Source organism: Spirillospora sp. NPDC049024, assembly GCF_040649235.1.
GTDB lineage: Bacteria > Actinomycetota > Actinomycetes > Streptosporangiales > Streptosporangiaceae > Spirillospora.
This window is the reverse complement of sequence record NZ_JBEZFD010000010.1, coordinates 291,846-316,704: the sequence shown is the minus strand read 5'-3', so window position 1 is coordinate 316,704 and position 24,859 is coordinate 291,846. Positions and strand designations below refer to the sequence as shown.

20 protein-coding genes are annotated in these 24,859 nt (G+C 74.2%); 10 read left to right on the top strand and 10 right to left on the bottom strand.

Annotation, left to right across the window (positions count from 1 at the left end; translation table 11 throughout):
* Positions 1 to 552: 552 nt before the first annotated feature.
* Positions 553 to 1,596: a PucR family transcriptional regulator gene (locus AB0C21_RS20965; protein WP_500206167.1), complete on the bottom strand. Its 1,044-nt coding sequence runs from the start codon at positions 1,594 to 1,596 to the stop codon at positions 553 to 555.
* A gap of 176 nt (positions 1,597 to 1,772) precedes the next feature.
* On the opposite strand from AB0C21_RS20965, the gene AB0C21_RS20960 reads away from it, so the two are divergent.
* Both AB0C21_RS20960 and AB0C21_RS20955 read left to right on the top strand, forming a co-directional pair.
* Entirely contained in the window at positions 1,773 to 2,468 is a 696-nt protein-coding gene (locus tag AB0C21_RS20960) for an SDR family NAD(P)-dependent oxidoreductase (RefSeq protein WP_500206165.1), read from the top strand.
* Positions 2,468 to 3,220 (top strand): SDR family NAD(P)-dependent oxidoreductase, encoded by a 753-nt coding sequence (locus tag AB0C21_RS20955; RefSeq protein ID WP_500206164.1) that lies wholly within the window; start codon positions 2,468 to 2,470, stop codon positions 3,218 to 3,220. Before AB0C21_RS20960 ends, AB0C21_RS20955 begins: the two co-directional genes overlap by 1 nt.
* A gap of 5 nt (positions 3,221 to 3,225) precedes the next feature.
* Here the strand turns inward: AB0C21_RS20955 and AB0C21_RS20950 are convergent, their stop codons facing one another.
* A complete protein-coding gene (locus tag AB0C21_RS20950) occupies positions 3,226 to 5,667 on the bottom strand; it encodes an ABC transporter permease (RefSeq protein WP_500206162.1) in 2,442 nt (813 codons plus the stop codon).
* Positions 5,667 to 6,458: an ABC transporter ATP-binding protein gene (locus AB0C21_RS20945; protein WP_500206160.1), complete on the bottom strand. Its 792-nt coding sequence runs from the start codon at positions 6,456 to 6,458 to the stop codon at positions 5,667 to 5,669. The genes AB0C21_RS20950 and AB0C21_RS20945 overlap by 1 nt, the downstream gene beginning before the upstream one ends.
* A 160-nt stretch (positions 6,459 to 6,618) precedes the next feature.
* Between AB0C21_RS20945 and AB0C21_RS20940 the strand changes: the two genes are divergently transcribed.
* A complete protein-coding gene (locus tag AB0C21_RS20940; protein ID WP_500206158.1) occupies positions 6,619 to 7,224 on the top strand; it encodes a response regulator in 606 nt (201 codons plus the stop codon).
* On the opposite strand, the gene AB0C21_RS20935 is transcribed toward AB0C21_RS20940, so the two are convergent.
* The gene (locus tag AB0C21_RS20935) at positions 7,221 to 9,335 is read right to left on the bottom strand and encodes a sensor histidine kinase (protein ID WP_500206156.1); all 2,115 of its coding nucleotides are present in this window, start codon (positions 9,333 to 9,335) and stop codon (positions 7,221 to 7,223) included. The two genes, AB0C21_RS20940 and AB0C21_RS20935, sit on opposite strands and share 4 nt — an antisense overlap.
* Before the next feature lie 303 nt (positions 9,336 to 9,638).
* On the opposite strand from AB0C21_RS20935, the gene bdeA reads away from it, so the two are divergent.
* Positions 9,639 to 10,514 (top strand): bis(hydroxyethyl) terephthalate hydrolase, encoded by an 876-nt coding sequence (gene bdeA, locus AB0C21_RS20930; protein WP_149259348.1) that lies wholly within the window; start codon positions 9,639 to 9,641, stop codon positions 10,512 to 10,514.
* Between the two features lie 27 nt (positions 10,515 to 10,541).
* On the opposite strand, the gene AB0C21_RS20925 is transcribed toward bdeA, so the two are convergent.
* Positions 10,542 to 11,801 carry a PucR family transcriptional regulator gene (locus tag AB0C21_RS20925; protein ID WP_149259347.1) on the bottom strand — a complete coding sequence of 420 codons (1,260 nt, stop codon included), beginning with the start codon at positions 11,799 to 11,801 and terminating at the stop codon, positions 10,542 to 10,544.
* Between the two features lie 259 nt (positions 11,802 to 12,060).
* Here AB0C21_RS20925 and AB0C21_RS20920 point away from each other — a divergent pair, with 259 nt between their 5' ends.
* Positions 12,061 to 14,811, top strand: coding sequence for an ATP-binding protein (locus tag AB0C21_RS20920; RefSeq protein ID WP_500206155.1), 2,751 nt, complete (start codon positions 12,061 to 12,063; stop codon positions 14,809 to 14,811).
* 25 nt (positions 14,812 to 14,836) lie between these two features.
* Here the strand turns inward: AB0C21_RS20920 and AB0C21_RS20915 are convergent, their stop codons facing one another.
* Together AB0C21_RS20915 and AB0C21_RS20910 are read right to left on the bottom strand one after the other, a co-directional pair.
* Complete coding sequence (locus AB0C21_RS20915; RefSeq protein ID WP_500206153.1) at positions 14,837 to 15,997, bottom strand: SRPBCC family protein; 1,161 nt, start codon at positions 15,995 to 15,997, stop codon at positions 14,837 to 14,839.
* Between the two features lie 11 nt (positions 15,998 to 16,008).
* Positions 16,009 to 16,812, bottom strand: coding sequence for an SRPBCC family protein (locus AB0C21_RS20910; RefSeq protein WP_500206151.1), 804 nt, complete (start codon positions 16,810 to 16,812; stop codon positions 16,009 to 16,011).
* A 365-nt stretch (positions 16,813 to 17,177) separates the two neighbouring features.
* Here AB0C21_RS20910 and AB0C21_RS20905 point away from each other — a divergent pair, with 365 nt between their 5' ends.
* Genes AB0C21_RS20905 through AB0C21_RS20895 form a run of 3 tightly spaced genes read left to right on the top strand, consistent with a single transcriptional unit; the run spans position 17,178 to position 20,182 of the window.
* A complete protein-coding gene (locus AB0C21_RS20905; protein WP_500206150.1) occupies positions 17,178 to 18,425 on the top strand; it encodes an extracellular solute-binding protein in 1,248 nt (415 codons plus the stop codon).
* On the top strand, positions 18,426 to 19,370 hold the full coding sequence (locus AB0C21_RS20900) for a carbohydrate ABC transporter permease (protein ID WP_500206148.1): 945 nt from the start codon (positions 18,426 to 18,428) through the stop codon (positions 19,368 to 19,370).
* Positions 19,367 to 20,182: a carbohydrate ABC transporter permease gene (locus tag AB0C21_RS20895; RefSeq protein ID WP_500206146.1), complete on the top strand. Its 816-nt coding sequence runs from the start codon at positions 19,367 to 19,369 to the stop codon at positions 20,180 to 20,182. Before AB0C21_RS20900 ends, AB0C21_RS20895 begins: the two co-directional genes overlap by 4 nt.
* 30 nt (positions 20,183 to 20,212) lie before the next feature.
* Here AB0C21_RS20895 and AB0C21_RS20890 read toward each other — a convergent pair whose 3' ends face one another.
* Positions 20,213 to 21,415: an RNA-guided endonuclease InsQ/TnpB family protein gene (locus AB0C21_RS20890; RefSeq protein WP_500206144.1), complete on the bottom strand. Its 1,203-nt coding sequence runs from the start codon at positions 21,413 to 21,415 to the stop codon at positions 20,213 to 20,215.
* 152 nt (positions 21,416 to 21,567) lie between these two features.
* On the opposite strand from AB0C21_RS20890, the gene AB0C21_RS20885 reads away from it, so the two are divergent.
* Positions 21,568 to 22,491 carry an ROK family protein gene (locus tag AB0C21_RS20885; RefSeq protein ID WP_500206142.1) on the top strand — a complete coding sequence of 308 codons (924 nt, stop codon included), beginning with the start codon at positions 21,568 to 21,570 and terminating at the stop codon, positions 22,489 to 22,491.
* Positions 22,492 to 22,496: 5 nt separating this feature from the next.
* Here the strand turns inward: AB0C21_RS20885 and AB0C21_RS20880 are convergent, their stop codons facing one another.
* Both AB0C21_RS20880 and AB0C21_RS20875 read right to left on the bottom strand, forming a co-directional pair.
* Positions 22,497 to 22,955 carry an SRPBCC domain-containing protein gene (locus AB0C21_RS20880; RefSeq protein ID WP_500206139.1) on the bottom strand — a complete coding sequence of 153 codons (459 nt, stop codon included), beginning with the start codon at positions 22,953 to 22,955 and terminating at the stop codon, positions 22,497 to 22,499.
* A 41-nt stretch (positions 22,956 to 22,996) separates the two neighbouring features.
* Entirely contained in the window at positions 22,997 to 23,968 is a 972-nt protein-coding gene (locus AB0C21_RS20875) for a GlxA family transcriptional regulator (RefSeq protein ID WP_500206137.1), read from the bottom strand.
* 115 nt (positions 23,969 to 24,083) lie between these two features.
* Here AB0C21_RS20875 and AB0C21_RS20870 point away from each other — a divergent pair, with 115 nt between their 5' ends.
* Positions 24,084 to 24,848 (top strand): NIPSNAP family protein, encoded by a 765-nt coding sequence (locus AB0C21_RS20870; protein WP_500206136.1) that lies wholly within the window; start codon positions 24,084 to 24,086, stop codon positions 24,846 to 24,848.
* Positions 24,849 to 24,859: the final 11 nt, after the last annotated feature.

Genomic DNA, 24,859 nt, shown 5'->3' with positions numbered 1-24,859 from the left:
ACGAACCAGCCCCACGGCAGCTCCCCCCGACGATCAACTCGCCGAGCAGGACTACACCACCGCTAGATCAATTGCTACGACCGGTTGAGGGCAGGCACCTCTCGCGGCAAACTTAGACCCCGCACCCCGAGAACTGCCGGAAAAGCGGAATTCGGACCTGTCTCCCGATCAATTCGGGACGATGACGAATACGCAGGGTGATCTCGGCACCGAAATGTACGTTGACTCGCGTGCCCTATGTGACGCACGGGGGAGCGGAAACCGGCCAGGGACGGTCGTCGGCCGTCCGGCCGAAATGATCACTAACGGAGCGGATATGGATCGGTGTCCGCGACGCCATGGCGATCACACCGGAAGTCCAGGCGATCACCTCTTAACTTTCCCGATATTTTGCCAAATCGAACGTCACTCATTACCCCGGGGCCGAGTCGTCGCCACGGCCTTCCCCCAGACGAATCCGAACAAGATTCACGACTAGCCATTTATCCCTTATTGCGTCATTTCAGGCGTTTCTTCCGTTCGCCGCGCCAACGCCCACCCGGGATCGGACGGTCAACGGCCCGCCCAGACGGCGATCGCGAGCGCCACCCGGTCCTCGAACCGCATCGGGTCGCGGCCGGTGAGCGACTCGATCCGCGCCAGCCGGTGGCGGAGGGTGTTCGGGTGCAGGAACAGCGCGCGCGACGTCGCGCCGACCGCGCCGCCCATGTCCAGGAAGGTGCGCAGCGTCTCGGTGAGGCGGGTGCCGTGCGCGGCGTCGTAGTCGCTCAGCGGCCGGGCGATCTGCTCCAGGAACGGGGCCAGCTGCTCCTGGTCGAGCCGGTCGAGGAGGGCCTGGAAGGTGGCGAGTTCGGAGGCGTACACGACCCCGCCGGTGCGGCGCGCGGAGTCGAGCGCGGTGAGGCTCTCGGCGAGCGAGAGAGGCAGGTGCTCCAGCGGGCCGGCGCTGCCGACGCCGGCGGGCTCGGTCCAGGCGTGGGCGTCGTTGGTGACGAGCAGTGCCGTGTCGTCGTCGAGGCCGAGGACCCCTGGCAGCTCCTCCTCGACCGAGCCGTCCATCGCGATCACGAGCAGGGAGGCGGGGTCGAGCCCGGCGTCGTCGATCCGGGGGCGCAGCGCCTCGGCGGACGCGAGGCCGTCGCGCACCATGCGCAGCAGCCGCCCGGTCTCCTCCCGCTCGTGCCGCTCGTCGCCGGCGGACGCGAGCCGCTCGGCGAACCACTCGGTGAAGCCAAGGAACGGGACGTCCTGCGGCACCTCAAGCAAGGGGAGGCCGACGCGGTCGCAGGCCAGGCTCAGCTCGTCGGGCACGGTGTCGGTCATGTCCCCGACGCCGTAGCCGATCGCGCTCCCCCGGCCGGCCTTGACCGAGTCGACGAACGCGGCGCACGCGCCCGGGTCCCGCAGCGCCGCGCCGACCGTCAGGACGATCTCGTGCCCCCGCAGGTAGGGGCCGGGGTCGAGCAGCTCGGTGGAGTGCGCCCAGCGGACCGGGCGGTCGAGCCCGTCCTCCCCCGCGACCAGGCGCAGCCGGAAGCGCGGCACCTCGAGGAGCTGCCGGACGGTGAGGTGCGGCGGCGCGGAATCGCTGGTCACAGCCTCACCCTCTCATTCCGGCCCGGCGCCGTCCCGTGCCCGTGACCGTCTTTTGGGCAAGTGCACGAAAGGTCGGGCGCGCCGCGGTGGGTTCGGCCAAGAAATCGCCATGAGGCTTGTCACCAGCGCTTATGCCGGGTTTGCCTGGTGCTGTCGGAGCGTCGGGAGGTGATCTCATGGACGGGCGGGTCGCGCTCGTCGCCGGGGCGGCCGGCGGCATCGGCTCCGCGCTGGTGCGCGAGCTGGCGGGGCGCGGCTGGCGGACGGCGGGGCTGGACCTGCGCCGGGCCTCGGACGCCGACCACTCGGTGAGCGTGGACGTGGCGGAGCCCGCGCAGGTGCGCGCGGCGGTCCGGCGGATCGAGCGGGAGCTCGGCCCGGTCGAGGCCGCGCTGTGCGCGGCCGGACACCACTCGATCGTCCCGATGTCCGACATCGCCTGGCCCGACTGGCGGCGGATGCTGCGGGTGCACCTCGGCGGCGTGGTCAACGTGTGCGCGGCCGTCGCCCCGGGGATGGCCGAGCGCGGCCGGGGCAGCCTGGTGCCGATCGTCTCCCACCTCGGCATCGGCGGCGCGAACGCCGAGGCGCACTTCGCGGCGGCGACCGGCGCGGTGATCGGGTTCGTCCGGTCGCTGGCGGCGGAGCTGGGGCCGTCCGGGGTGCGGGTGAACGCGGTGGCGCCCGGCCCGACCGACACGCCGATGCTCCCGTCCGACTCGCCCTGGCGCAGGCCGTCCTACCTGCAGGCCCTGCCGGCCGGGCGGCTGACGTCCCCGGAGGAGGTCGCGCTCGCCGCCGCCTACCTCATCGAGGACGGCACGTTCTGCGCCGGCGAGATCCTCTCCCCGAACGCCGGGACGGTGCTCTGATGGCGATCGCGCTGATCACCGGGGCGGCCGGCGGGCTCGGCACGGCCGTGGCGCGCCGGCTCTCGGCCGACGGGCGCCTGGTCGCCCTCAACGACCGTCCCGGCCGGGACGTGGCCGGGCTCGCCGCCGAGCTGGGCGGCGTCGCCGTGCCGGCGGACGTCTCCGACCCGGCGGCGGTGACCGCGATGGTGGCGGAGGTCGAGCGCCGGACGGGCGGGCAGATCGGGCTCCTGGTCACCTGCGCCGGCCGCCTGGAGACGGCCCCGTTCACCGCGGAGCCGGAGGACCTCGCCGACTGGTGGCGGGCGGTCGACGTCGACCTCGGCGGGACGTTCGCGTGCGCGCAGGCCGTCATGCCGGGCATGGTCGAGCGCGGCGGCGGCCGGATGGTCTTCGTCGCGTCCGAGTGGGGGGTGATCGGCTGGCCGCGGGCGAGCTCCGACTCGGCGTCCAAAGGGGGGACCATCGCGCTCGCCAAGTCGCTCGGCCGCGAACTGGCCCCGCTCGGCATCGCGGTGAACGCGATCGCGCCGAGCTCGATCGACACGGCGCGGCTGGAGGTGGACGCCGCGGCGGCCGGGGTGACGGTCGAGGAGTTCCGCGCCCGGTGCTCCGCGCGGACGCCGCTCGGCCGTGTCGCCTCTCCCGAGGAGGTCGCCGCGGCGGTCGCGTTCCTGGCCGACGAGCGGCTTCCGACGCTCGTCGGCCAGATCCTGCACGTCAACGGCGGCACCACCCGGGCCCGCGCCTGACGGCCCTACTCGCGGGCGGCGACGGCGTCCGCGGGGCGGGCGGTCATGGCGAGGCGCGCGGCCGGGAAGGTCGCGGCCCCGGCGAGCAGGAGCCCGAAGGCGAGGACGCCGAGGTGGCCGACGGGCGGGACGTACGGGGGGCCGTCCGTCATGCCGGCGGCGAACGCGGTGAGGGTGCCGAGGGCGATCGCGGTGCCGAGGACGGCGGCGATCGCGGCGACCGCCAGCGTCTCCCATCCGAGCATCGCCATGACCTGGCGCCGGGTCGTCCCGACCAGGCGCAGCAGCGCGAACTCGCGGGACCGGCCGGCGGTGGACATCGCGAGGGTGTTCACCACGGCGATCGCCGTGAACGCGATGATGAGCCCCATCGCGACGTAGGCGACCTCCGCGTCGGCGGCCGACCTGGCCTCGGCGAGGGTGCCCGCGGACACGACCGGGAGGCCGCGCGGGGGGCTGCCCGCGATCAGCAGGGTGCCGCGGGGGTCGTCGACGTGGGCGGCCAGCAGATCGCGGGAGACGGTCAGGTCGCCGAACCCGAGGCCGCGCCCGTAGACCGCGACCACGGTGGACGCGACCGGCGTGCCGTCGCCGAGCGTGAGCGGCAGCCGGTCCCCGGGCCCGACGCCAAGGCGGCGGGCGGCGGTGGCGCTGACCGCGACGGCGGAGGCGTCCAGGCGGTCGAGCGTCCCGTCCCGGACGTCCAGGTCCAGGGTGCGGTCCAGGCCGTCCGGCGTGACGCCCTGGACGGCGTAGTTCTCCAGGCCGACCCGGACGGTGCTGTGCAGCACCTCGGTCACGGCGGTCACGCCGGGCGTCCGACGGAGCTTCTCGGCCGTGCCGTGCGGGACCCTGGGACCGGCGACGTGCGCGGTGAGGGTGCCCTCGCGCGCCTGCCGCGTCGCGGCGTGGCCGATCGTCGTCTGGACGAACAGGATCGTCGCGGTCAGCCCGATCATCAGGGTCAGCGGGGTGACGACGGAGGCCAGGCGCCGCGCGCCGGCGGCGAGGTTGGCCGCCGCGAGATGCCCGCCGCCCGGGAGGAGCCGGAGCGGGACGGCGAGGGCGGCGACCGCGGCGCGGGCGATCAGCGGGCCGAGGAGCGCGACGGCGACGGTCCAGACGATCGCGGTCAGGATCGTCACCGGGCTCGACGCCGCCTCCGTGTCGAGGTGCGCCAGCAGCACCGTCAGGACGACGGCTCCGGCCGCGACGGCGGCCCCGGCCGCGATCCGGGCCGGGCCGAGCCGGGCGCGGCCCGCCGCCGCGTCGCCGAGGGCCTCGACGGGACGGATCCGGGCCGTCCCGCGCGCGGTGATCCGGGCGGCGGCGACGGCCGCGGCGAGGGTGGCGAGCGCGGCGGCGAGCGGCGGGAACGGTCCGACGACGAGCTCCAGGTTGGGCGGCAGCGCACCCAGCCCGCGGAACTCGTCCCGCAGCCGGAACGCCAGCGGCAGCCCGGCGGCCGCGCCGAGCGGCCCCGCGACGAGCCCGACCAGCAGCGCCTCCCACCCGATCATCCGGCGGACCTGCCGCGGCGTCGCGGCGACCGCCCGCAGCAGCGCGATCTCCCGCTCCCGCTGCCGCACCGACAGCGCGAACGTGCCGGACACCACGAGGACGGCGACGAGCAGGGCCGTCCCGCCGAGGGCGCCGCCCATGGAGATGAGCTTGACGCGCGCCTTCTCCGCGCCGAGGAACTCCGCCCGGCCCCGGTCGCCGCCGGTGTGGACGGTCGCCGCGGTGCCGCGCACGGCCTCCTCGACCGCCTTGGCGGGGCCGTGGGCGCCGATGGCGGTCACCATGCCGCCGTGGCCGGCGAGCCGCCCCGCCTGGGCCGTCGTGAAGAAGACGGCGGTCTGGTGCGCGAGGGCCTGCCGGGTCACGCCCACGACGCGGTAGGAACCGGGGACGGCGGCCTGGACCCGCACCGTCGCGCCAACGCGCAGGCCGCCGGCGCGCGCCGCGGCCGCGTCGACCACGATCTCGTCGTCCGCGGCGGGGGCCCGCCCCTCGCGGAGGGTGAACGGGGTGAGCGCGGCGGACTCCCACCCGTGGCCCCACGACGCGCGGCCGTCCGCGCCGGAGCCGCTCCCGGCGGAGCCGATCTCGGCGGGGAACGTCACCTCGGTGACGACGCCCCGGACGCCGTGCGCCGCCCGGACCCTCGCGGCCACGGACGCGGGCAGCCACGCGCGCTCGGCGATCGGCTTCGCCTTGTGCTTCCGCTTGCCCTCCTTCTTGACGATCGTCTTGTGGACGAACTGGTCGCCGGTGACGACGACCGGCGCCCCCGCGTACCGCTCGGGCTCGACGGAGCCCCGCAGTCCGGTGTCGAGGAGGACGCCGCACGCGCAGACCAGGGCCGCCGCGCACAGCAGCGCTGCGAACGCCCCCGCGAAGCCCGCCTTGCGGTGCCGCAGCGTGGCGAGAACGAGTCCGAGCATCACTTCCACGCCCCCAGCCGGGTCATGCGCGCGGCGACCCTGTCGCTGGACGGGGCGTCCATCGCGTCGACGATCCGGCCGTCCGCGAGGAACAGCACCGTGTCGGCGTAGGAGGCGGCGACCGGGTCGTGGGTGACCATCACGACCGTCTGGCCCATGCCGTCCACCGTTTCGCGCAGCAGCGTCAGCACGTCCCGCGCCGTCATCGTGTCGAGCGCGCCCGTGGGCTCGTCCCCGAACACGACGTCCGGGCGGGTGACGAGGGCCCGTGCGATCGCGACGCGCTGCTGCTGCCCGCCGGACAGCTGCGCGGGCCGGTGCCCGGTCCGGTCGGCCAGCCCGACCCGGGCGACCACCTCCGTGAGCCACTCCCTGTCCGGACGCGTGCGCGACAGCCTCAGCGGAAGGGTGATGTTCTGCTCCACGGTCAGCGACGGCACCAGGTTGAACGCCTGGAACACGAAGCCGACGCGCCGCCTGCGCAGCTCGGTCAGCTTCGTCTCGTTCATCGAGGAGAGTTCGGTGTCCCCCAGTCGGACCGTGCCGGACGTGGGCGTGTCCAGGCCGGCGGCGCAGTGCAGGAACGTGCTCTTGCCCGAGCCGGACGGCCCCATCACCGCCGTCAGGCGGCCCCGCGGGAGTGACACCGTCACCTCCCGCAGCGCCGCGACCGCTCCCCTGCCCCGTCCGTAGACCTTGCTGACCGCGTCCATGCTGACCGCGTCCATGCTGACCGCGTCCGTGGGCGCCGCGCCGGTGCCGACCGCCTTCGTACGTACCGCGTCGTTCATACCGATCAGTCTTCTGACCTGCGGTTCCGGCCACCAGAGAAGAGATCACCTGCTACCCGTGACCTCGTCATGGGTCCGGGCGTGACGCCGTCCGGGTGGATCGCGCGGGTGGATCGCGCGGGTGGATCGCGCGGGCGGCGGGCGCTGGTAGACATGAGCCGTGATCAAGGTGCTTCTCGCCGACGACCACCACGTGGTGCGCGGCGCCCTCGCCGCGCTGCTGGGGCTCGAACCCGACCTCACCGTGGTCGCCGAGGTCGAGCGCGGGGACGAGGTGCTGCCCGCAGTCCGCTCGTCCCGTCCCGACGTCGCCGTCCTGGACATCGACATGCCGGGGCTGGACGGCCTCGCCGCCGCGGCGGCGCTGCGCGACGCCGTCCCGGAGGTGGCGGCGCTGGTCCTGACCGGGCACGGCAAGCCCGGTCACCTGCGCCGCGCGCTGACGGCCGGCGTCCGCGGGTTCCTGCTGAAGACGGCGCCGCCGGACGAGTTGGCCGCCGCCATCCGCAAGGTCGCCGCCGGGGAGCGCGTCCTCGACCCGAACCTCGCGCTCACCGCCTGGGACCTCGCCGACAACCCCCTCACGCCGCGCGAGACCGACGTGCTGCGCCTCGCGGCGGACGGGGCGGACGCCCCGGAGATCGCCGCGCGCCTCCACCTGTCCGCCGGGACGGTGCGCAACTACCTGACGGCCGTCGTCACCAAGCTCAACGCCCGCAACCGCACGGACGCCGCGCGCATCGCCCGTGAAGCGGGCTGGCTCTAGCCGATCCTCGCCTCCAACCGGAAGCATCCCCGCCCGTCGGCGCGCGCGCTGAGCGTTCCTCCTGCCGCGGCCAGTCGCGTGGTCAGATTCCCGATCCCGGCGCCGGGGGCGGTCCGGGGCGCCTCCGGGTCGAGCCCGTCGTTCTCCACGACCAGCCAGACGGCGCCGCCGTCCTGCCCGGTCGCGATGGTGGAGCGGGTGGCGGCGCTGTGGCGGAGCACGTTGGTCACCGCCTCGCGCAGCACCGTGCCGAGCACCGCCGACGTGCGGGCGTCCAGATCCGGGTGCCCGAGGACGGTCTCGACCTCCACCCCCGCGGCCGTGAGCACGGACCGCGCCGACGCCGCCTCCGCGTCCAGCGCCAGCTCGGCGTCCCCGCCGGTCGCCGCGCGCAGGTCCCCGCGGGCCTGCTCGGCCATGTCGACGACCTCGGCGAGCTCCTTGCGGGCGCGGTCCGGGTCCGCGCCGGCGAGGCGGCGGGCCAGCTCGCACTTGAGCAGGATCGCCGCCAGGCTGTGCCCGAGCAGGTCGTGCAGGTCGCGGGCCGCCCGCAGCCGCTCCTGGACGGTCGCCGCCCTGGCCAGCTCCTCCCCGGCCGTCCGCAGGTCCCGCACCAGCCGCGCCAGCCGGACGAGCCCGTACACCACCAGGCCGGTCACCAGCGTGCTGATCACGTGGTTGACGACGGCCGCCGTGCCGAGTCCGAGCGTCCGCGCGGCGAGGCCGACCCCCGCCATGGACGCCGCCACGAGCGGGACGGCGGCCCAGGCCGGCAGCCCGACCAGGAACGTCCCGGCGAGGAACCCGGCGACGCCCACCCACGCCTTCCCGAACACGGCGACGGGGGCGAAGCTGAGGACCGCGAGGACCGGCGGCCACCACCGGGGCCGCCCGCGCCCGGCCCACAGCAGCTGCACCGCCGAGATCACCGCCAGCCCCGCGGCGGCGGCCGGCCACAGCGGCCCCCACGGGACCGCCAGCAGTCCCTTGACGGAGAACCCCGCCAGGACGGCCGCCAGCAGCGCGAGCGAGAGCCGGTACGCCGTCCGGTCGGGCAGGCTCACCGGGCGCTCTCCCGCCGCGACGGCCGCCTCCACCGCGAACCGGCCGTCCTCGCCCAGCCCGGCGGAGAAGGCGCCGCCCGCCGCGCGCACCCGCTCGGCGGCCTCCGCCAGCCCGTCCGCGCCGCGCTCGGCCGTCCGGACCCCGTCGTTGACCACCCGCAGCCCGACCGCGCCGTCGCGCTCGGACGTCGCGATCAGGCAGGTCCGCGCGGAGCCCGCGCGCACCACGTCCGTGACCGCCTCGCGCAGCACCGTCGCCAGCAGGGCCCCGGCCGGGCCGAGCGGCTCCCGGTGCCCCTCGCGCACCTCGGCCCGCACGTCCGCGGCCTCCAGCAGCGCCCGCGCCGCCGCCACCTCGGGGGCGAGCGACATGCTCCGCAGGTCCGCCGCCGCGGTGCGCGCCCTGTTCAGCGAACGCCTGGCCACCGCCAGCACATCCGCGATCTCCGCCGGCCGGTCGAGGGCGCGCCGGCTGCACGCCGAGACCGCCCGCAGGCCGGCGCCGAGCCCCTCGTCCAGCTCCGCCGCGATCCGGAGCCGCTCCCGCTCCACCGCCGCCACGGTGAGGGGCAGCCGGGCCGCCGCGACGTCGTCCGCCCGGTCGGCCAGCCGCACCAGCCCGTAGACCACGAGCCCGGTCAGCAGGCAGGTGATCGTGACGTCGGCGCGCGTCCCGCCGTACGGCGCGCCCGCGAGCGCCGCGCTCGCCAGGACGCACGCGGCGGCCGGCCAGGCGCCCGCGAGCAGCAGCGAGCCGAGGACGAACCCGAGGATCCCCGCCGACGTGCCGAACGCGACGACGCCCGCGTAGGCGGCCGCCGCCTGCACCGGCAGGCTCCAGGTCAGGGCGCGCCGCGTCCGCCACCGCGGTACGACCCGGACGAACTGGGCCAGCAGGACCGCCAGCACGAGGACGATCGCCGCGCCCGCCTGCGCGGCGCCCTCCGTCCGCGAGGGCGCCGCGAGCACGTAGACGCCGGCGAACGAGGCGAGCACCACCCCGACGACCCACCGCGCCGACCGCGCCCCCGGAACCGCCCCTGCCAACCGTCTCCCACCTCCCGGCCCGAAGGCCGCCGTCCCGCCGCCGGCTCCCGCGTCCGCGTGCCCGGGACGCGGCGGCCGGTGCCAGAGTACGAGCCGGGACGGGCGGTTCCGGCTCCCGGAGGCGCCGCCCGCGCGCGAACGGCTGGTCAGGGCGACCGTCACGGGGTAACCGGCGATTTCGCCGATGCCCGGAGGCGCGGCGCGTGCCGAGAATGTGCGCGTCCCGGAGCCGGCTCCCCGGCCCCGGCCTCCGACTCCGGAGCCGCAGCCCGGCTCCTCCACCCCGAGCAAGGAGCGACCCCTGTGCCCTCCCTCACCGCACGCGCGGCGAAGACGGCGCTCGCCGCGACGCTGACCGCGGCCGCCCTCGTCCTCCCGCAGACCGCGCAGGCCGCCGACAACCCCTACGAGCGCGGCCCCGCCCCGACGCAGCAGAGCATCGAGGCGCTGCGCGGCCCGTTCGCCACGTCCCAGACGAGCGTCTCGTCCCTGAGCGTCACCGGCTTCGGCGGCGGGACGATCTACTACCCGACCAGCACCGCCGAGGGCACCTTCGGCGCGGTCGCGGTGGCGCCCGGCTACACCGCCGACCAGACCAGCATGGCCTGGCTCGGCCCGCGGCTCGCCTCGCAGGGCTTCGTCATCTTCACGATCGACACCCTCACCCGGCTCGACCAGCCGGACAGCCGCGCCCGCCAGCTGGAGGCCGCGCTCGACTACCTCACGCAGCGCAGCACCGTCCGGTCCCGGATCGACACGACCCGGCTCGGCGTGATGGGCCACTCGATGGGCGGCGGCGGGACGCTGGAGGCCGCGGAGGACCGCCCGCAGCTCCAGGCCGCGATCCCGCTGACGCCGTGGGACCTGCAGAAGAACTTCTCCGACGTGCACGTCCCGACCATGATCATCGGCGCCCAGGCGGACACGATCGCGCCGGTCGCCACGCACTCCCAGCCGTTCTACGAGAGCATCCCGGCGGCGTCGGAGAAGGCGTACCTGGAGCTGGCGGGCGCCAGCCACTTCGCGCCCAACACCTCGAACACGACGATCGCGAAGTACAGCATCTCCTGGCTCAAGCGGTACATCGACAACGACACCCGCTACGACCAGTTCCTGTGCCCGGCGCCCGCCCGCGACCTGACGATCTCGGAGTACCGGGACACCTGCCCGAACTCCTAGGGGTCAGCCGAAGCACCGAGCCCCCGCTCACCGACCGGGCCGCCCGCCGCCTCCCCGCGCGGGCGGCCCTTCGGCGTGCGGGCCGGGCGAGCCGTCCCCGGGACCGTGCAGGCGCAGCGCGCTCAGCGCGAGGACGAGCTCGACGAGGTCGCCGGGCCGGGCGAGCGTCCGCCCGGTGAGCTGCTCGATCCGGCGGAGCCGGTTGAGCACCGTGTTGCGGTGGCAGAACAGCCGGTCGGCCGCGCGGGCCGCGGAGCCGTCGCACTCAAGCCAGGTCTCCAGCGTCGTCAGCAGCGCGTCGCGGAAGCCCGGGTCGACGTCCGCGAGCCCGCCGAGCGCGACGTCCCCGAGGCGCCCGGCGAGGCGGGGCTGGGACAGGACGAGGGCGTCGGGGAGCCGGCGGTCCAGCCGGGCGATCTGGTTGCCGGGGCCGCGGCAGGTCCGCAGCGCCAGCTCGGCGAACCAGCGGGCGCCGCCCAGCTCGGCGAGGGAGCTCACGACCGGGCTCACCCCGGCGTGCGAGCGCGCGTAGGGGCGGACCGCGTCGACGAGGTCGTCCAGCTCGGCGGTGCCGAGCGCGACCAGCGCCACCTGGGCGTCGGTGCGCAGCCGCCAGATGAACCGCATCCCGCCGGTGTCGCCGGGACGCCGGCTCACGCCGTCCCCGAAGCCGCCCTCCGCGCCGAGCATCACCACGGCGTAGCGGCCGGTCGCGGGCAGCCCGAGGACGGACGTGGCGGTCGCGAGGAGCCCGCCGTCGGCGCCCTGGCCGTCCAGGAGCGCGTCCACGATCGCCTGGACGCGCTCCTCGCTGCGCCGCGCGAGGTCCAGCTCGGTGCGGTGGTACGCGGCGGCCGCCGCGCCGGACTGCTGGTCGATCGTGTCCCAGGTGCGGGTCGCCTGCCGGATCAGCGCCGGGACGTTCTCCGGGTCGTGCCGGCCGACGACCTCGACGACGGCCTCCCAGAACACCCGCCCGGCGAGCCGGTAGGAGCGCAGCAGCTGGTCGAGCGGCTGCCCCTGGTGCGCGCGCCGCTGCCCGAGGCGCCGCGCCCACTCCAGGTCGGCGCGGCCGCGGCCGGGGTCGAGGATCGTCTTGAAGCCGTGCCCGAGCCCGGTGTGGCACATCTCCCACACGTCGTGGCGGAACGCGTCGTCGCTGCCGCCGCGGTCACCGGAGAGGATCTCGGCGGCGAGCCGGTCCGCGAGGTCGGGCAGGCGGTCCGCGAGCCGCAGCACCGCCCGGCGCATGATCGTGCGATCGGCGTCCACCTGGCCGACGTTCATCGAGGGCCACCTCCAGCACAACGCGGGGGCCTCATCGTGCCACCACGGGGGCGCACGGGCCATCGAGGGACGGCGACACTGTGCCCGCTCACAATCGGGGCCGCTCGCGATTGCGCCGCGTCCCCGAAACCGGGACCCGCTCTGGACCGGTACCGGGTGCCCGTGTTGACCTAGGGTCCCCTTCCCTTTTGAGTCCCCGTCCAATAGGGCCCTTCCCGCGGCTCCGGGCGAGGGCGGTTCCCGCCGAGGAGGGACCGGCATGACACACGAACGGCTGCACGGACGCGAGCGCGAGCTCCAGGCGGTCGAGGAGATGCTCGACCGCGCCCGGGACGGGCACGGCGGCGCCCTGGCGGTCACCGGGGACGCCGGCGTCGGCCGGACGGCCCTGCTGGAGGCCGCCGTCCACCGCGCCGGGACGGCCTTCCGCGTGCTCGGCACGACCGGCGTCCCCGCCGAGACCGGCGTCCCGTACGCGGGGCTGCACCGGCTGCTGCGCCCGCTGTCCGAGCAGGTCGCGCAGCTGCCGCCGGCGCACCGGGACGCCCTCGCGGCCGTCCTCTCCGGCGCGCCGCGCGCCGAGCCGTTCGTGCTGTTCACGGCGGTGTGCGAGCTGCTGAGCCGGGCCGCGCGGAACGGACCCGTGCTGTGCCGGGCCGACGACGTCCAATGGCTCGACCGCGGTTCGCTGGAGGTGCTGGCGTTCGCGGCGCGGCGCGTCGAGGACGAGCCGGTGGCGGTGCTGTTCGCCGTCCGCGACGGGGAACCGGACACGGGCGCGCTCGGCGGCATCCGGCGGCTGCGGCTCGCGCCGCTGGCCGAGGACGCGGGCCGGCGCGTGCTGCGGGACGCGCTCGGCAGCGCCCTGGACGGCTCGGCGGGCGGCGACCTGGCCGAGGAGATCGTCGATCTGGCCTGCGGCCGGCCCCTCGCGATCCGCGAGCTGGCCGCGGCGCTGACGTCCGGGCAGCTGTCCGGCGCCGCGCCGCCGCCGCGGGCGCTGCCCCCGTCCAGCTCGCTCCGCGCCCTGCACCGGCGCCGCCACCTCGCGCTTCCCGCGGGCGCGCGGCGGCTGGTGCTGATGACCGTGGCCGAGGAGTGGATCGGCGCCGCCACGATGGCGCGGGCCGTCCGGGCGGACGGCATCGGCGACGGCGACCTCGACGCCGCCCGCGAGTCGGGGCTGCTGCGGTTCGAGGGCGACGGGGTGGCGGTCCGCAACCGGCTCGTCCGGTCATCGCTGTGGGCCGACGCCTCGCGCGAGGAGCGGCAGGACGCGCACACGCTGCTCGCCGAGGTCCTCGTCCGGGAATGGCAGCGGCCGCGGCGGCTCTGGCACCGCGCCGCCGTGGCGGGCGAACCCGACGACCGGCTCGCCGGGGAGCTGGCCGAGGCGGCGGCCGGGGCCCGGCGGGCGGGCCGGTACGCCGACTCCTGGCGGATGTGGCAGCGCGCGGCGGCGCTGACCGTCGAGCACGGCGCGCGGACGGACCGGTACCTGGCCGCCGCCGCGGACGCCTGGGCGAGCGGCCGGTCGCGGCGGGCCCGCGCCATGCTCCGGCAGGTCCGCCCCCGCGCCTGCGACGGGGCCCGCACCGCCCGCGCCGCCGCGCTGCGCGGCGAGATCGAGGCGGCGGCGGGCTCTCCCGCCGCGGCGGTCCCCGTGCTGCGGGACGCGGCCGAGCGGCTCGCCGGCACCGACCCGGAGGCGGCGCTGGACGCGCTGATGTGGGCCGCCGAGGCCGCCGACGCGTCCGGCGACCACCACGTCTACCTGGAGGTGGCCGGCCGCGCCGCGGCGCTGGAGGTCGCCGCGCCCGGTCCGCGCACCGAGCTGCTGCTCGCCCACCTCGGCGGCTTCGCGGCCTCGATCCGAGGGCGGTACCCGGAGGCGGCCGGACGGCTCCGGCGCGCCGTGCGCCTCGGCGCGGACGTCGCCGACCCGGTCGCGCAGACGTGGGCCGCGCTCTCGGCGCTCGCGCTCGGGGACGGCCCCCGCGCCCGCGCGCTGGCGGGCGAGGCCGTCGCCTCGGCCAGGCGGGCCGGCGACGCGCCCGCCGAGTCGTTCGCGCTGGTGATGGCCGGACGGTGCGAGGCGCTGCTCGGGCATCCGCCCGCGCCGATCGCCGCGTGCCACGACGGCCTGCGCCTCGCGCGGGCCACCCGGCTGCACGGGCACGCCGCCGAGCAGCTCGCGACGCTCGTCCTCACCGCCTCCTTCAACGGCGACGAGGCCAGGGTGCGCGAGCCGCTGGAGCAGCTCACCGGGACGGCCGACGAGCACGGCCTCGCCCGCGCGGCCGCGCTCGGGTCATGGGCGCCCGCGTGCCTGGACCTCGCCGCGGACCGGCCCGCCGACGCCGCCGCGCGGCTGCGGCTGCCGGGCGGCGCGGGGCTCGCGCACCCGCCGGCGCGGCTCCTCGCCGTCCCGCATCTGGTCGAGGCCCTGGTCCGCACCGGCGAGCCCGACCCGGCCGCGAGGGCGTACGAGCACTTCCGCCGCTGGGTGGACGGGATCGGCCCGGCCCCCGGGCCGGAGGCGCTCGGCCGCCGCTGCCGGGCCCTGCTCGCCGGATGCGACGACGAGGCCGAGGAGCACTTCGCCGAGGCCCTCCGCCTGCACGAGGCCGCCGGCGCCGTGTTCGAGCTCGCCCGCACGGAGCTGCTGTTCGGGCACCGGCTGCGGCGCGGGCGGCGGCCCCGCGCCGCCCGCGAGCACCTGCGCGCCGCGCTGCGGATCTTCGAGCGGTACGGCGCCGCCCCGTGGACCGCGCAGGCCCGCGCCGAGCTGCGCGCCGCCGGGGAGACCGCGCCGCGGGCGGCGAGCGGGTTCGGCAAGCTCACCGCGCAGCAGGCGCACATCGCCCGGATGGCCGCCGAGGGGGCCACCAACCGGGAGATCGCTGCGCGCCTGCTGCTCAGTCCGCGGACGATCGACCACCATCTCCGCAACGTCTTCACCCGGCTCGGGATCCGGTCGCGCGTCGAGCTGGCCCGGCTGATCCGCTGATCAGCTCATCCGGCCGTACGCCGGGTCACCGGACCTCCTCGTACTCCTCCTCGCGGGCCTCGGACCCGCTGTTGCGGGAGGTGGAGGAGCTCCGGGTGCTCCGGCCGTTACGGGAGCCCTTGGACTCGGAGTCCTTGGCGCTCTCGGTGCCCTTGCCCTCGGAGTCCTTGTCCTTGGAGCTCGCGGAGCCGCCCTTGCCGGACTTCTCCTCTTCCTCCATGGCCTCCTCGTGGGTGCGGACGACCTCGCTGTCGCGGATCTCACCGCGCCAGCCCTCGATCTCGTCCGCGCGGGTGAGCGAGTTCGTCATCACGTACCGGCGGAAGTGCTTGAGCTCCAGCCGGGCGCGGCGGCCCTGGGCGCGCCAGAGGTTCCCGGTGCGCTCCATGAAGCCCTGCGGGTGGTACTCCAGGACGACCAGGACGCGGGTCAGGTTCGGCGACAGCTCGTGGAAGCTGACCGTCCCGTCCACGTGGCCCTTCGGGCCCTTCGAGCGCCACACGAGGTGCTCGTCCGGGACCTGCTCGACGATGGTCGACTCCCAGGTCCGCGCCGACCAGAAGATCTTCGCCTTCCAGTTCAGCTTGGTCTCGTCGGCCTGGTCGACGCTGATGACCTTCTTCATGAAGGACGGGTAGTCCTGGAACTGCGTCCACTGGTCGTAGACGAGGCGGCGCGGCGCACCGATGTCGATGTGCTCCACGATGTTGGTGACCTTCACCTTCTTCCCGCCGCCCTTGCCGCCCTTGCCCTTCCCGTCCTTCTTGCCGAAGGGCAGGGCGTTCTTGAGCTTGCCGAAGATGCCCTTGCCCTTGCCGTCGTCGGACTGCTCGTCCTTGCCGGCGTCGTCGGCGTCCTTGGAGTCGCCCTTGGAGTCGGCCTTGGAGTCGCTCTTGGCCTCGTCCTTGGCCTCGTCCTTCGCGCCGTCCTTGGCGCCGGAGGTCTTCGCCTGCTCCTGGTCCTGGTCGCCCTGGCCGCTCCCGCCGCGCTTGCCGGAGAGGGCCCGGCCGGCCGCGACGGCCGCGCCGGCGCCGAGCAGGACGCCGCCGGCGGTGCCGACGGCCCGGCCGCCCGGGAGGGCCTTGGTGACGGCGCTCAGACCGGACGAGCGCTTGCGCCCGCCGATCGGCAGCCTCTTGGCGATCTGTCCGACGGGCAGCTTGCCCACCGGGTTTCCGCGTGCCATGTTCAGCTTCCTCACTTGGGGTTGGTGACGGTCTCGCCGTCGCGGATCTCACCGCGCCAGCCCTCCACCTCGTCCGGGTGGAGGAGCGCCTGAGTCATCACGTGACGGCCGAAGTGCTTCAGTTCGAGCCGGGCCCGGCGGCCCTGGGCGCGCCAGAGGTTGCCCGTCCGCTCGAAGAGGCCGGCGGGGTGGTACTCCAGGACGAGCAGGATGCGGGTCAGGTTCGGGGACAGCTCGTGGAAGCTGACCGACCCGTTCACGTAGCCCTTCGGGCCCTTCGAGCGCCACACGATGTGCTCGTCCGGCACCTGCTCGCTGATCGTCGACTCCCACGTCCGCGCCGACCAGAAGATCTTCGCCTTCCAGCTCAGCCTGGCGTCGTCCGTCTGGTCGACGCTGATGACCTTCTTCATGAAGGTCGGGTAGTCCTGGAACCGCGTCCACTGGTCGTAGACCAGGCGGCGCGGCGCACCCACGTCGATCTGCTCGACGATGTTGGTCGGTTTCCCCCTTCGCCCCCGCCCGAAGATGCCGGCGAGGGTCTCCTTCAGGGCCGTCCAGCCGAAGCTCAGCAGCGCGCGGAAGGGGGACTTGCCCTCCTGCAGCGCCTTGACTCCGGCCAGAGCGGCCTTGGCGAGCGGGCCGGCCTGCTCCGCCTTCGCGGTGAGGTGCCGGACCGCTCGGTCGAGCCGCCGTTCGAGCCGGGTGACGAGCCCGCTCGTGGCACGGCGTGCCAGGCGCCGGGCCGAGAGCACGGCCAGCGCCCCGCCGGCGCCGACGGCCGCGCCCACGATCGGGCCCGTCCGGAGTTTCATGTCCTGTCCACCTCATCGTCCAACTCGGGTACGGCGCCGGGTTACCCGGTCAAGCAGGGGCAAAACAGGACGCAGGAAGGAACAAGACATCTCTTCCGACCGGTCGTGACAGAAAGGTGTCCGGACGTTCACTCCCAGTGCACGGGAGGGATCGGCGCCGCCGGACGGCCAGACCAGCCCAGCGTGCGCACCGGACCAGCAGGGTGTCCCTGAAACGCCACATAACGGTTGAGATTCGGTGAAACACCCGCCTCTTGAACCGGTACGGACCAGTGTTTATCTTCAACCCCACCACGCACGTTCATGCTCGGGGGGCGTTCACACGCGCATTTTCTTCATGCGCGCCGGCCAGAAGGCGGGGACAGATGAAACGGCACCTCCTGGGCATCGCCGCCGCGGGCCTGACCGTGGCCCTCGGCGTCAGCGGATGCGGCAAGGGAAGCTCGTCCGGAGGCGACTCCGACGGAAAGACCATCAAGTTCGTCGCGGCCATCTACGACGACAACACCAAGCCCTACTGGGACGCCCTGATCAAGGACTTCGAGGCGAAGAACCCGGGTTACAAGGTCAACCTGGAGATGGTCGATTGGACCCAGATGGACGCCAAGGTGAAGACCTACGTCCAGACCAAACAGGTCCCCGACATCCTCAACTACAACGCGTTCTCCGACTTCGCCCGCGACGGTCTCATCTACAAGGCCGAAGAGGTGCTGTCGCCGGGCACGCTCGGCGATTTCACCCCGACCTTCGTCCAGCAGGCGCAGTACGACGGCGCCCAGTACGGCCTGCCGTTCATCTCCAGCGCCCGCCTCCTGTTCTACAACAAGGCCCTCTTCGAGAAGGCCGGCATCGGCGACCCGCCCGCCACGTGGGACGAGGTCAAGGCGGACGCGCAGAAGATCAAGAAGGCGGGCTCGACCGGGTACGGGCTGCCCCTCGGCCCCGAGGAGTCGCAGGCCGAGTTCTACTCCTGGGCGATGAACAACGGCGGCGGATGGGTCGACGCCTCCGGCAAATGGGCGATCAACCAGAAGGCCAATGTCGACACGCTCGCCTTCCTCAGGGACCTCAACAAGTCGGGGCTGACCCAGCCGAACCCGGAGACCACCGACCGCAAGACCGTGTTCAACCAGTTCGCGCAAGGCAAGATCGGCATGGCGATCGGCGGGCCGTTCACCAAGGCCGGATTCATCGACCCGGTGGACAAGAATCTGGACTTCGGCGTGGCGCCGCTCCCGAGCAAGAACGGCTCCGAGCACAACACGCTCGGTGTCATGGACGTCCTCGCCGCGTTCAAGAAGGGCGACGGCAAGAACAAGGAGGCCGTCAAGAAGTTCCTCGACTTCTTCTACCAGAAGGAGAACACCTCGAAGTTCCTCAAGACCGAGGGCTTCCTGCCGGTGACGAAGTCGGCCGGCGACGCGCTCAGCGCCGACCCGTACATGAAGCAGTTCGTGGACGCGCTCCCGACGTCGAAGTTCGCGCCGACCTCCAACCCGGCGTGGTCGGCGGTCGCGGGCGCGGTCAAGCAGGACCTCGGCACCGCGGTCGCGAACGAGGACCCGAAGAAGGTCCTGGACAAGATCCAGGAGACCGCCGAGAAGGCCGGCTGAGTGCGGGACCTCAAGACCGGGGAGCGGGGGGCCGCCGCCTCGACGGCCCCCCGCCCCTCCCCCGTCCGGCGGCTCGGGCGGGCCCTGGCCCCGCTGCCGTGGCTCGCCCCGTCCCTCGCGCTCATCGCGTTCGTGGTGCTGTGGCCGGTGGTCGAGATGGTCCGCACCTCGCTGCAGAAGATCAGCTCGTCCGGCACCGTGCTCGGCTACCGCGGCGGCGGCAACTACACCGACCTGTTCGGCGAGGACGACCTGGTCCCGGTCGTGCTGCGGACGCTGCTGTGGGTCGCCGGGATCGTCGCCGTCACCATGGTGCTGTCGCTCGCCCTCGGCCAGCTGCTCAACGCCCGCTTCCCCGGCCGCCGGGTCGTGCGCTGGGCCGTGGTCGTCCCGTGGGCGGCGTCGGTGCTGATGACGGCGCTGATCTGGAAGTGGATGCTGGACAACTACTCCGGCCTGGTCAACCGCGTGCTGCTCGACCTGCACGTGGTCGACGAGCCGGTGAACTGGCTGGCCCACCCGGGGCAGGCGATGCTGTGGATGATGTGGGTCGCGGTGTTCGTGTCGCTGCCGTTCACCTCGTTCGTCATCCTCGCCGGGCTCCAGACGATCCCCGCCGACCTGTACGAGGCGGCCCGCGTCGACGGCGCCGGACACGTGCGCGCCTACGTCGCCATCACGCTGCCGCTGCTGCGCCCCGCCATCCTGATCGCGTCCATCATCAACGTGATCAACGTGTTCAACTCGTTCCCGATCATCTGGGCGATGACGGGCGGCGGCCCCGGCAGCAAGACCGACACCACCACCACGTTCATGTACAAGCTGGCCTTCTACGACCAGAACGTCGGCGAGTCCGGCGCGATGGCGGTCGTGAACTTCGCCCTGATCCTCGTGATGGTGCTGCTGTACCTGCGCGCCGCCCGCTGGCGGGAGGAGGTCCGATGACGCGCCGGATCGTCCTCGCGGGCGTCGGCTGGCTGGTCGCCCTGGCGTTCCTGCTGCCCTACCTGCAGATGTTCGTCACGGCGCTGAAGCCGGAGCGCGAGCTGACCAGGTCGCCGGGCACCTACCTGCCCTCGCACTGGACGTGGTCGAACTTCGTGGACGTCTGGTCGGCCGCGCCCGTCTGGACGTACATGCGGGTCTCCCTCACCGTCGCGGCCGCCGCCACCCTGGTCACCCTCGCCTGCGCGATGCCCGCCGCGTACTACACGGCCCGCAACCGCTTCCGGGGGCGAGGGGCGTTCCTGCTGCTCGTCCTGGTCACGCAGATGTTCGCGCCCACCGCGCTCGTGATCGGCATCTACCGGGAGATGGTCGCGCTCGACCTGACCGACACGCTGCTGTCGCTGATCCTGGTGAACGCGGCGTTCAACCTGCCGTTCTGCGTCTGGATCCTGCACGGCTACTTCGCCGGCATCCCGAAGGAGCTGGAGGAGGCCGCGTTCCTGGACGGCGCCGGGCGCATCGGCGCCCTCGCCCGCGTCACGCTGCCCATCTCCATGCCGGGCGTCGTCACCGCAGTCGTGTACACGTTCATCGCGGCCTGGAACGAGTACATCGTGGCGCTGACGGTCACCGCGTCGCCGGACCGCCGCCCCCTCACCGTCGGCATCCCGTCCTTCGTGACCCAGTACCAGGCGCACTGGCAGTACCTCTTCGCCACCTCACTGATCGCGATCGTCCCGGTCGTCATCCTGTTCGTGTTCGTCGAGCGCTACCTCATCGGCGGCCTCACGGCGGGCTCGGTCAATTGACTTCCTCTTCTCCCTGGCGGGAGGGGAGTCCTACGGCTCGCGCCGTGGGTGATTCTGCTTCGCGGCCGATTGCGGAAGGGCGGTCCCTTGCCGTCTGACATCGGCTCCACAGACATCGCCGGGGTCTCCCCTGGCTACGGCTCGACCAGCCGCAAGGATGTTCTTGGCCGCGTTGTGGTCCCGGTCGTGCCGGGTGCGGCAGCCCGGACACGTCCAGTGCCGGGTCGACAGACTCAACTCAGCGAGCAGATGCCCGCATGCCGAGCAGGTCTTGGACGAGGGGCACCACCGGTCGATCACCACCAGGGTCCGTCCGGCCCGTTCGGCCTTGTACTCCAACTGGCGGCGGAACTCACCCCACCCGCAGTCGGAGATCGCCTTGGCGAGCCTGCGGTTCTTCACCATGTTGACGACGGCCAGGTCCTCGATCACGATGGTGTCCGCCCTGCCGATGAGGGCGGTGCTGGTGCGGTGCAGGAAGTCGGCGCGGGCGTTGCGGACCTTGCGGCACGCGCGGGCGACCTTGGCCTTGGCCTTGCGCCGGTTGCTGCTGCCGGGCCGCTTGCGGGCCATGCGCCGCTGGTACCGGGCCAGGTTGCGCTGCTTCCTCTCCAAGTGGCGGGGGTTGGCGATGCGGTCCCCGTCGGAGGTCACCGCGAAGTCCTTCACACCCAGGTCGACGCCGATGGCGTGCCCGGCGGGCGAGAAGGGGTCGGGGGCGCGGGTGTCGACAGCGAAGGTCACATACCAGCGGCCATCGGGTTCCCGCGAGACCACCACCATCGTCGGGTCCAGCGCGGCCAGGTCCACGTCCAGGAAGGACCACACGAACTTCAGCGGTGCGGTGGTCTTGGCCATCCGCAACTGCCCGTCCTTGATGCGGAACGCCGAGCGGGTGTAGTGGGCGGACTGGCGGGAGGTACGGGCCTTGAAACGCGGATGGCGGGCGCGCCCGGCGAAGAAATTGGCGAACGCGGCGTGCTGATGGCGCAGCGCCTGCTGCAGCGGAACCGAGGACACCTCCGACAGGAACGCCAACCCCTTGGTCTTCTTCCACTCGGTGAGCGCGGCGTCGGTCTCCCGGTAGGAGATGCGCCTTCCCTCAACCCGGTAGGCGCGGCGGCGCTCGGCGAGTGTCTTGTTCCACACCAGGCGGATGCAGCCGAACGTGCGGCCGAACAGGGCCGCCTGCTCGGGCTCGGGATAGGCCCGGCACTTGTACGCCGTCCGCATGACCGCAACATTACTAGCGGACAGGAAGCCGGTAAGGGTTTTCGGGTGTCAGCGGGCCCTTGTCTTGGACAGTCCCGGCTGTGCCGGGCCGCCACTGCCGGAGTCCGAATCCCTCCGCGGCCTGAAGCCCGGTGCATCCTTCGGAGGCCCAAGTGACCCTCATCGGCCTGGACGTGGGCGGCACGACAATGAAGGCCGCCCTGGTCAGTGACGGCACGCGGGGCGGCGAGGGCGTGCGGGCCGGCGGGGAGCCGCAGGTCCTGGCGAGCGAGTCGCGGCCCACCGACCGGGCCGACCCGGTGGGCGGCGTCCTGGACTTCGCCGCCCAGCTCGCCGCCCGCGCCGCGTCCCTGGGCTCCCCCGCCCGCGCGGTGGGCATCGCCCTGCCCGGCATCGTGGACGAGGCGGAGGGCACGGCCGTCCACTCCGCCAACCTGGGGTGGCGGGACGTGCCGATCCGGCTGATGGCGCGCGAGCGCCTCGGCGTTCCGGTCGCCATCGGCCACGACGTCCGCACCGGAGGCCTGGCCGAGGCCGTGCTGGGCGCGGGCCGCGGCGCGGGCGACTTCGTCTTCATGGCGATCGGGACCGGCATCGCGGCCGCGCTGATCCTGAACGGCGTCCCCTATCCGGGGACGGTGGGCTGGAGCGGCGAGATCGGCCACGTGGTCGTCCGTCCCGGCGGCGAGCCCTGCGCCTGCGGGAACCGGGGCTGCCTGGAGACCTACGCCTCGGCCGCCGCCGTCTCCCGCCGCCACGGCGGGGGCGTGGCCGCCGAGGAGGTGATGGCGCGGGCCGCGAGGGGCGAGGAGAAGGCGGGGCGGGTCTGGTCGGAGGCGCTCGACTGCCTGGCCGACGGCCTCGCCGCGGCGACCCTCCTGCTGGACCCTGGCCTCGTGGTCATGGGCGGCGGCCTCGCCCGCGCCGGCGACGCGCTGCTGGACCCGCTGGGCTTGCGCCTGGCCGACCGCCTGGTCTTCCGCGCCCCGCCCCGCCTGGTGCGCACGGAACTGGACGACCAGGCGGCCGTGAAGGGCGCGACGATCCTCGCCCGCCGCCTCCTGGACGACGGGTAGGCCGGTCAGCCCGGTTCGACGAGCTTGGCGAGGTTGTCGAGGGCCATGCGCGTCCCGGTCTCGTTGTCGGCGGCGGGGACGGCGTCGGGCAGGCCCTCGTGCACGATGAGCACCTCGGTGCCGCCGTCGACCTCGGTGAGCGTCGTGGTCATCGTCATCTCGCCCCGGAGGGCGGGGTCGCCGGTCTCGAACTCGAACACCTCGACCACGCGCTCGTCCGGCACCAGCTCCACGAACCGCCCGTGGTAGGTGTCGGTGTGCGCCGCCGTCTTCCCGGCGCCGGTCGGCGCGTCGTAGGTGAGCGAGATCCGGAACGTGCCGCCCTCGCGGCCGTCGAACTCGTGCACCTCGCTGGTCATGCCGTCCGGGACCCGCCACCGCATGATGGCGTCCGCGTCGATGAGCGCCCGGTAGACGGCCGAAGGCCGGGCCCGCACGCGCCGGGAGACCCGCGTCGAGTACATGCGCCCACCCTACGGCGCGCCCCCACGGGCGCCGGGCGGATTCAGGCGCCGCGGGAGCGGAAGGCGCGCCGGTAGTCGGTCGGCGGGACGCCGACGTGCCGGGTGAAGTGGCGCCGCAGGTTCGCGGCCGAGCCGAGGCCGCTGCGGCGGCTCACCTGGTCGACGGGCAGGTCGGTGGATTCGAGGAGCACCCGGGCGCGGCCGAGGCGCTGGTCGAGGAGCCACCGGGACGGTGTGGTCCCGGTGTGCGCGGTGAAGCGGCGGGCGAACGTCCGCGGGCTCATCCGCGCCCGCCGGGTGAGGTCGGTGACGGTCAGCGGCTCGTCGAGGTGCGCGGCGGCCCACTGGAGGACCGGGCCCAGCCCGTCCCCGTCGGTGCGGGGCACGGCGAGCTCGACGTACTGGGCCTGGCCGCCGGGGCGGTGCGCGGGCACCACCATGCGCCGGGCCACCTGGTTGGCGACGTCCGCGCCGAGGTCGCGGCGGACGATGTGCAGGCACAGGTCGAGCCCGGCGGTCCGCCCGGCGCTGCTGAGGACGTCCCCGTCGTCGACGTAGAGCACCGAGGCGTCCACCCGGACCTCCGGGTGCCGGCGCTGCAGCTCGTCGGCGAACATCCAGTGGGTGGCGGCGGAGCGTCCGTCCAGGAGCCCGGCGGCGCCGAGGGCGAACGCGCCGGTGCACAGCGACACGATCCGCGCGCCCGCGCGGTGCGCCGCCGCGAGCGCGCCGGTCAGCGCGGGCGGCACCGGGCGGTCGGACTCCACGTGGACGTACGGCAGCGCGGGCACGACCACCATGTCGGCGCCGGCGAGGGCGTCGAACCCGTGCCCGGCGTTGAGGGTGAATCCGAACTCCAGGCGCACGTCTCCGGGCTCGGTCGAGCACAGCCGCAGCCCGTACCACGGGACGGCCGGGTCGGCCCGCGCCGAGCGGAAGACCTGGCAGGCGATCCCGACCTCGAAGAACGGCATGTCCTCGAGGAGGACGAGGGCGACGGAGGCGCGCGTCATAGCCGACCAACCTATGGCGAAAAGCGTGCGAACATCGGCGGATTTGCCACTCGTGGCCGCCGCACCCGGGCTGCGACCGTGGAACCCCACCACTCCTCCGCACAAGGAACGAGCCATGCCCGAATCCCTCACGACCACGCCGTACTCCGCGGCCGCCCTCCCCTGCGCCGTCGTCGAGCTGCGGCAGTACACGCTCCGACCGGGAGGCCGCGCCGTCCTGACCGAACTCTTCGACCGCGAGTTCGTCGAGACCCAGGAGGCCGTCGGGATGCGCGTCATCGGGCAGTTCCACGACGAGGACGACCCGGACCGGTACGTATGGCTGCGCGGCTTCCGCGACATGGAGTCGCGGAAGGCCGCGCTCACCGCCTTCTACCTGGAGGGCGCGGCTTGGAAGGAGCACGGCGTCGCCGCCGCCGAGACCATGCTCGACTCCGACGACGTCCTGCTGCTGCGGCCGGTGGCGCCCGGCTCCGGCTTCCCGTCCGCGGACGGTCGGCCGCCGGTCGGCGCGACGCCTCCCGAGTCACGGGTGACGGCGACGATCCTGCACCGGGAGGACCCCGTCGACGCCGCGTTCGCGGCCTACTTCGACGACACGGTCGCTCCGTTCCTGACCGGCCTCGGAGCCCCTCCCATCGCCCGCTTCCAGACCGAACCGGCCGAGAACACCTTCCCTCGCCTGCCCGTGCGGGCGGAGGCGAACGTCTTCGTCTGGTTCACCGTCTTCGAGGACACCGCCCGTCTGCGCGACCACCTCGACCGGCTGGACCGGTCGCCGGAGTGGACCGAGCGGCTCCTGCCCGCCCTCACCGCCGGCTCCACGGCACCGCCGGAGCGGCTGGTCCTGGCCCCGACCGGCCGCTCGGCGCTGCGCTGAGGCGCCCCGGC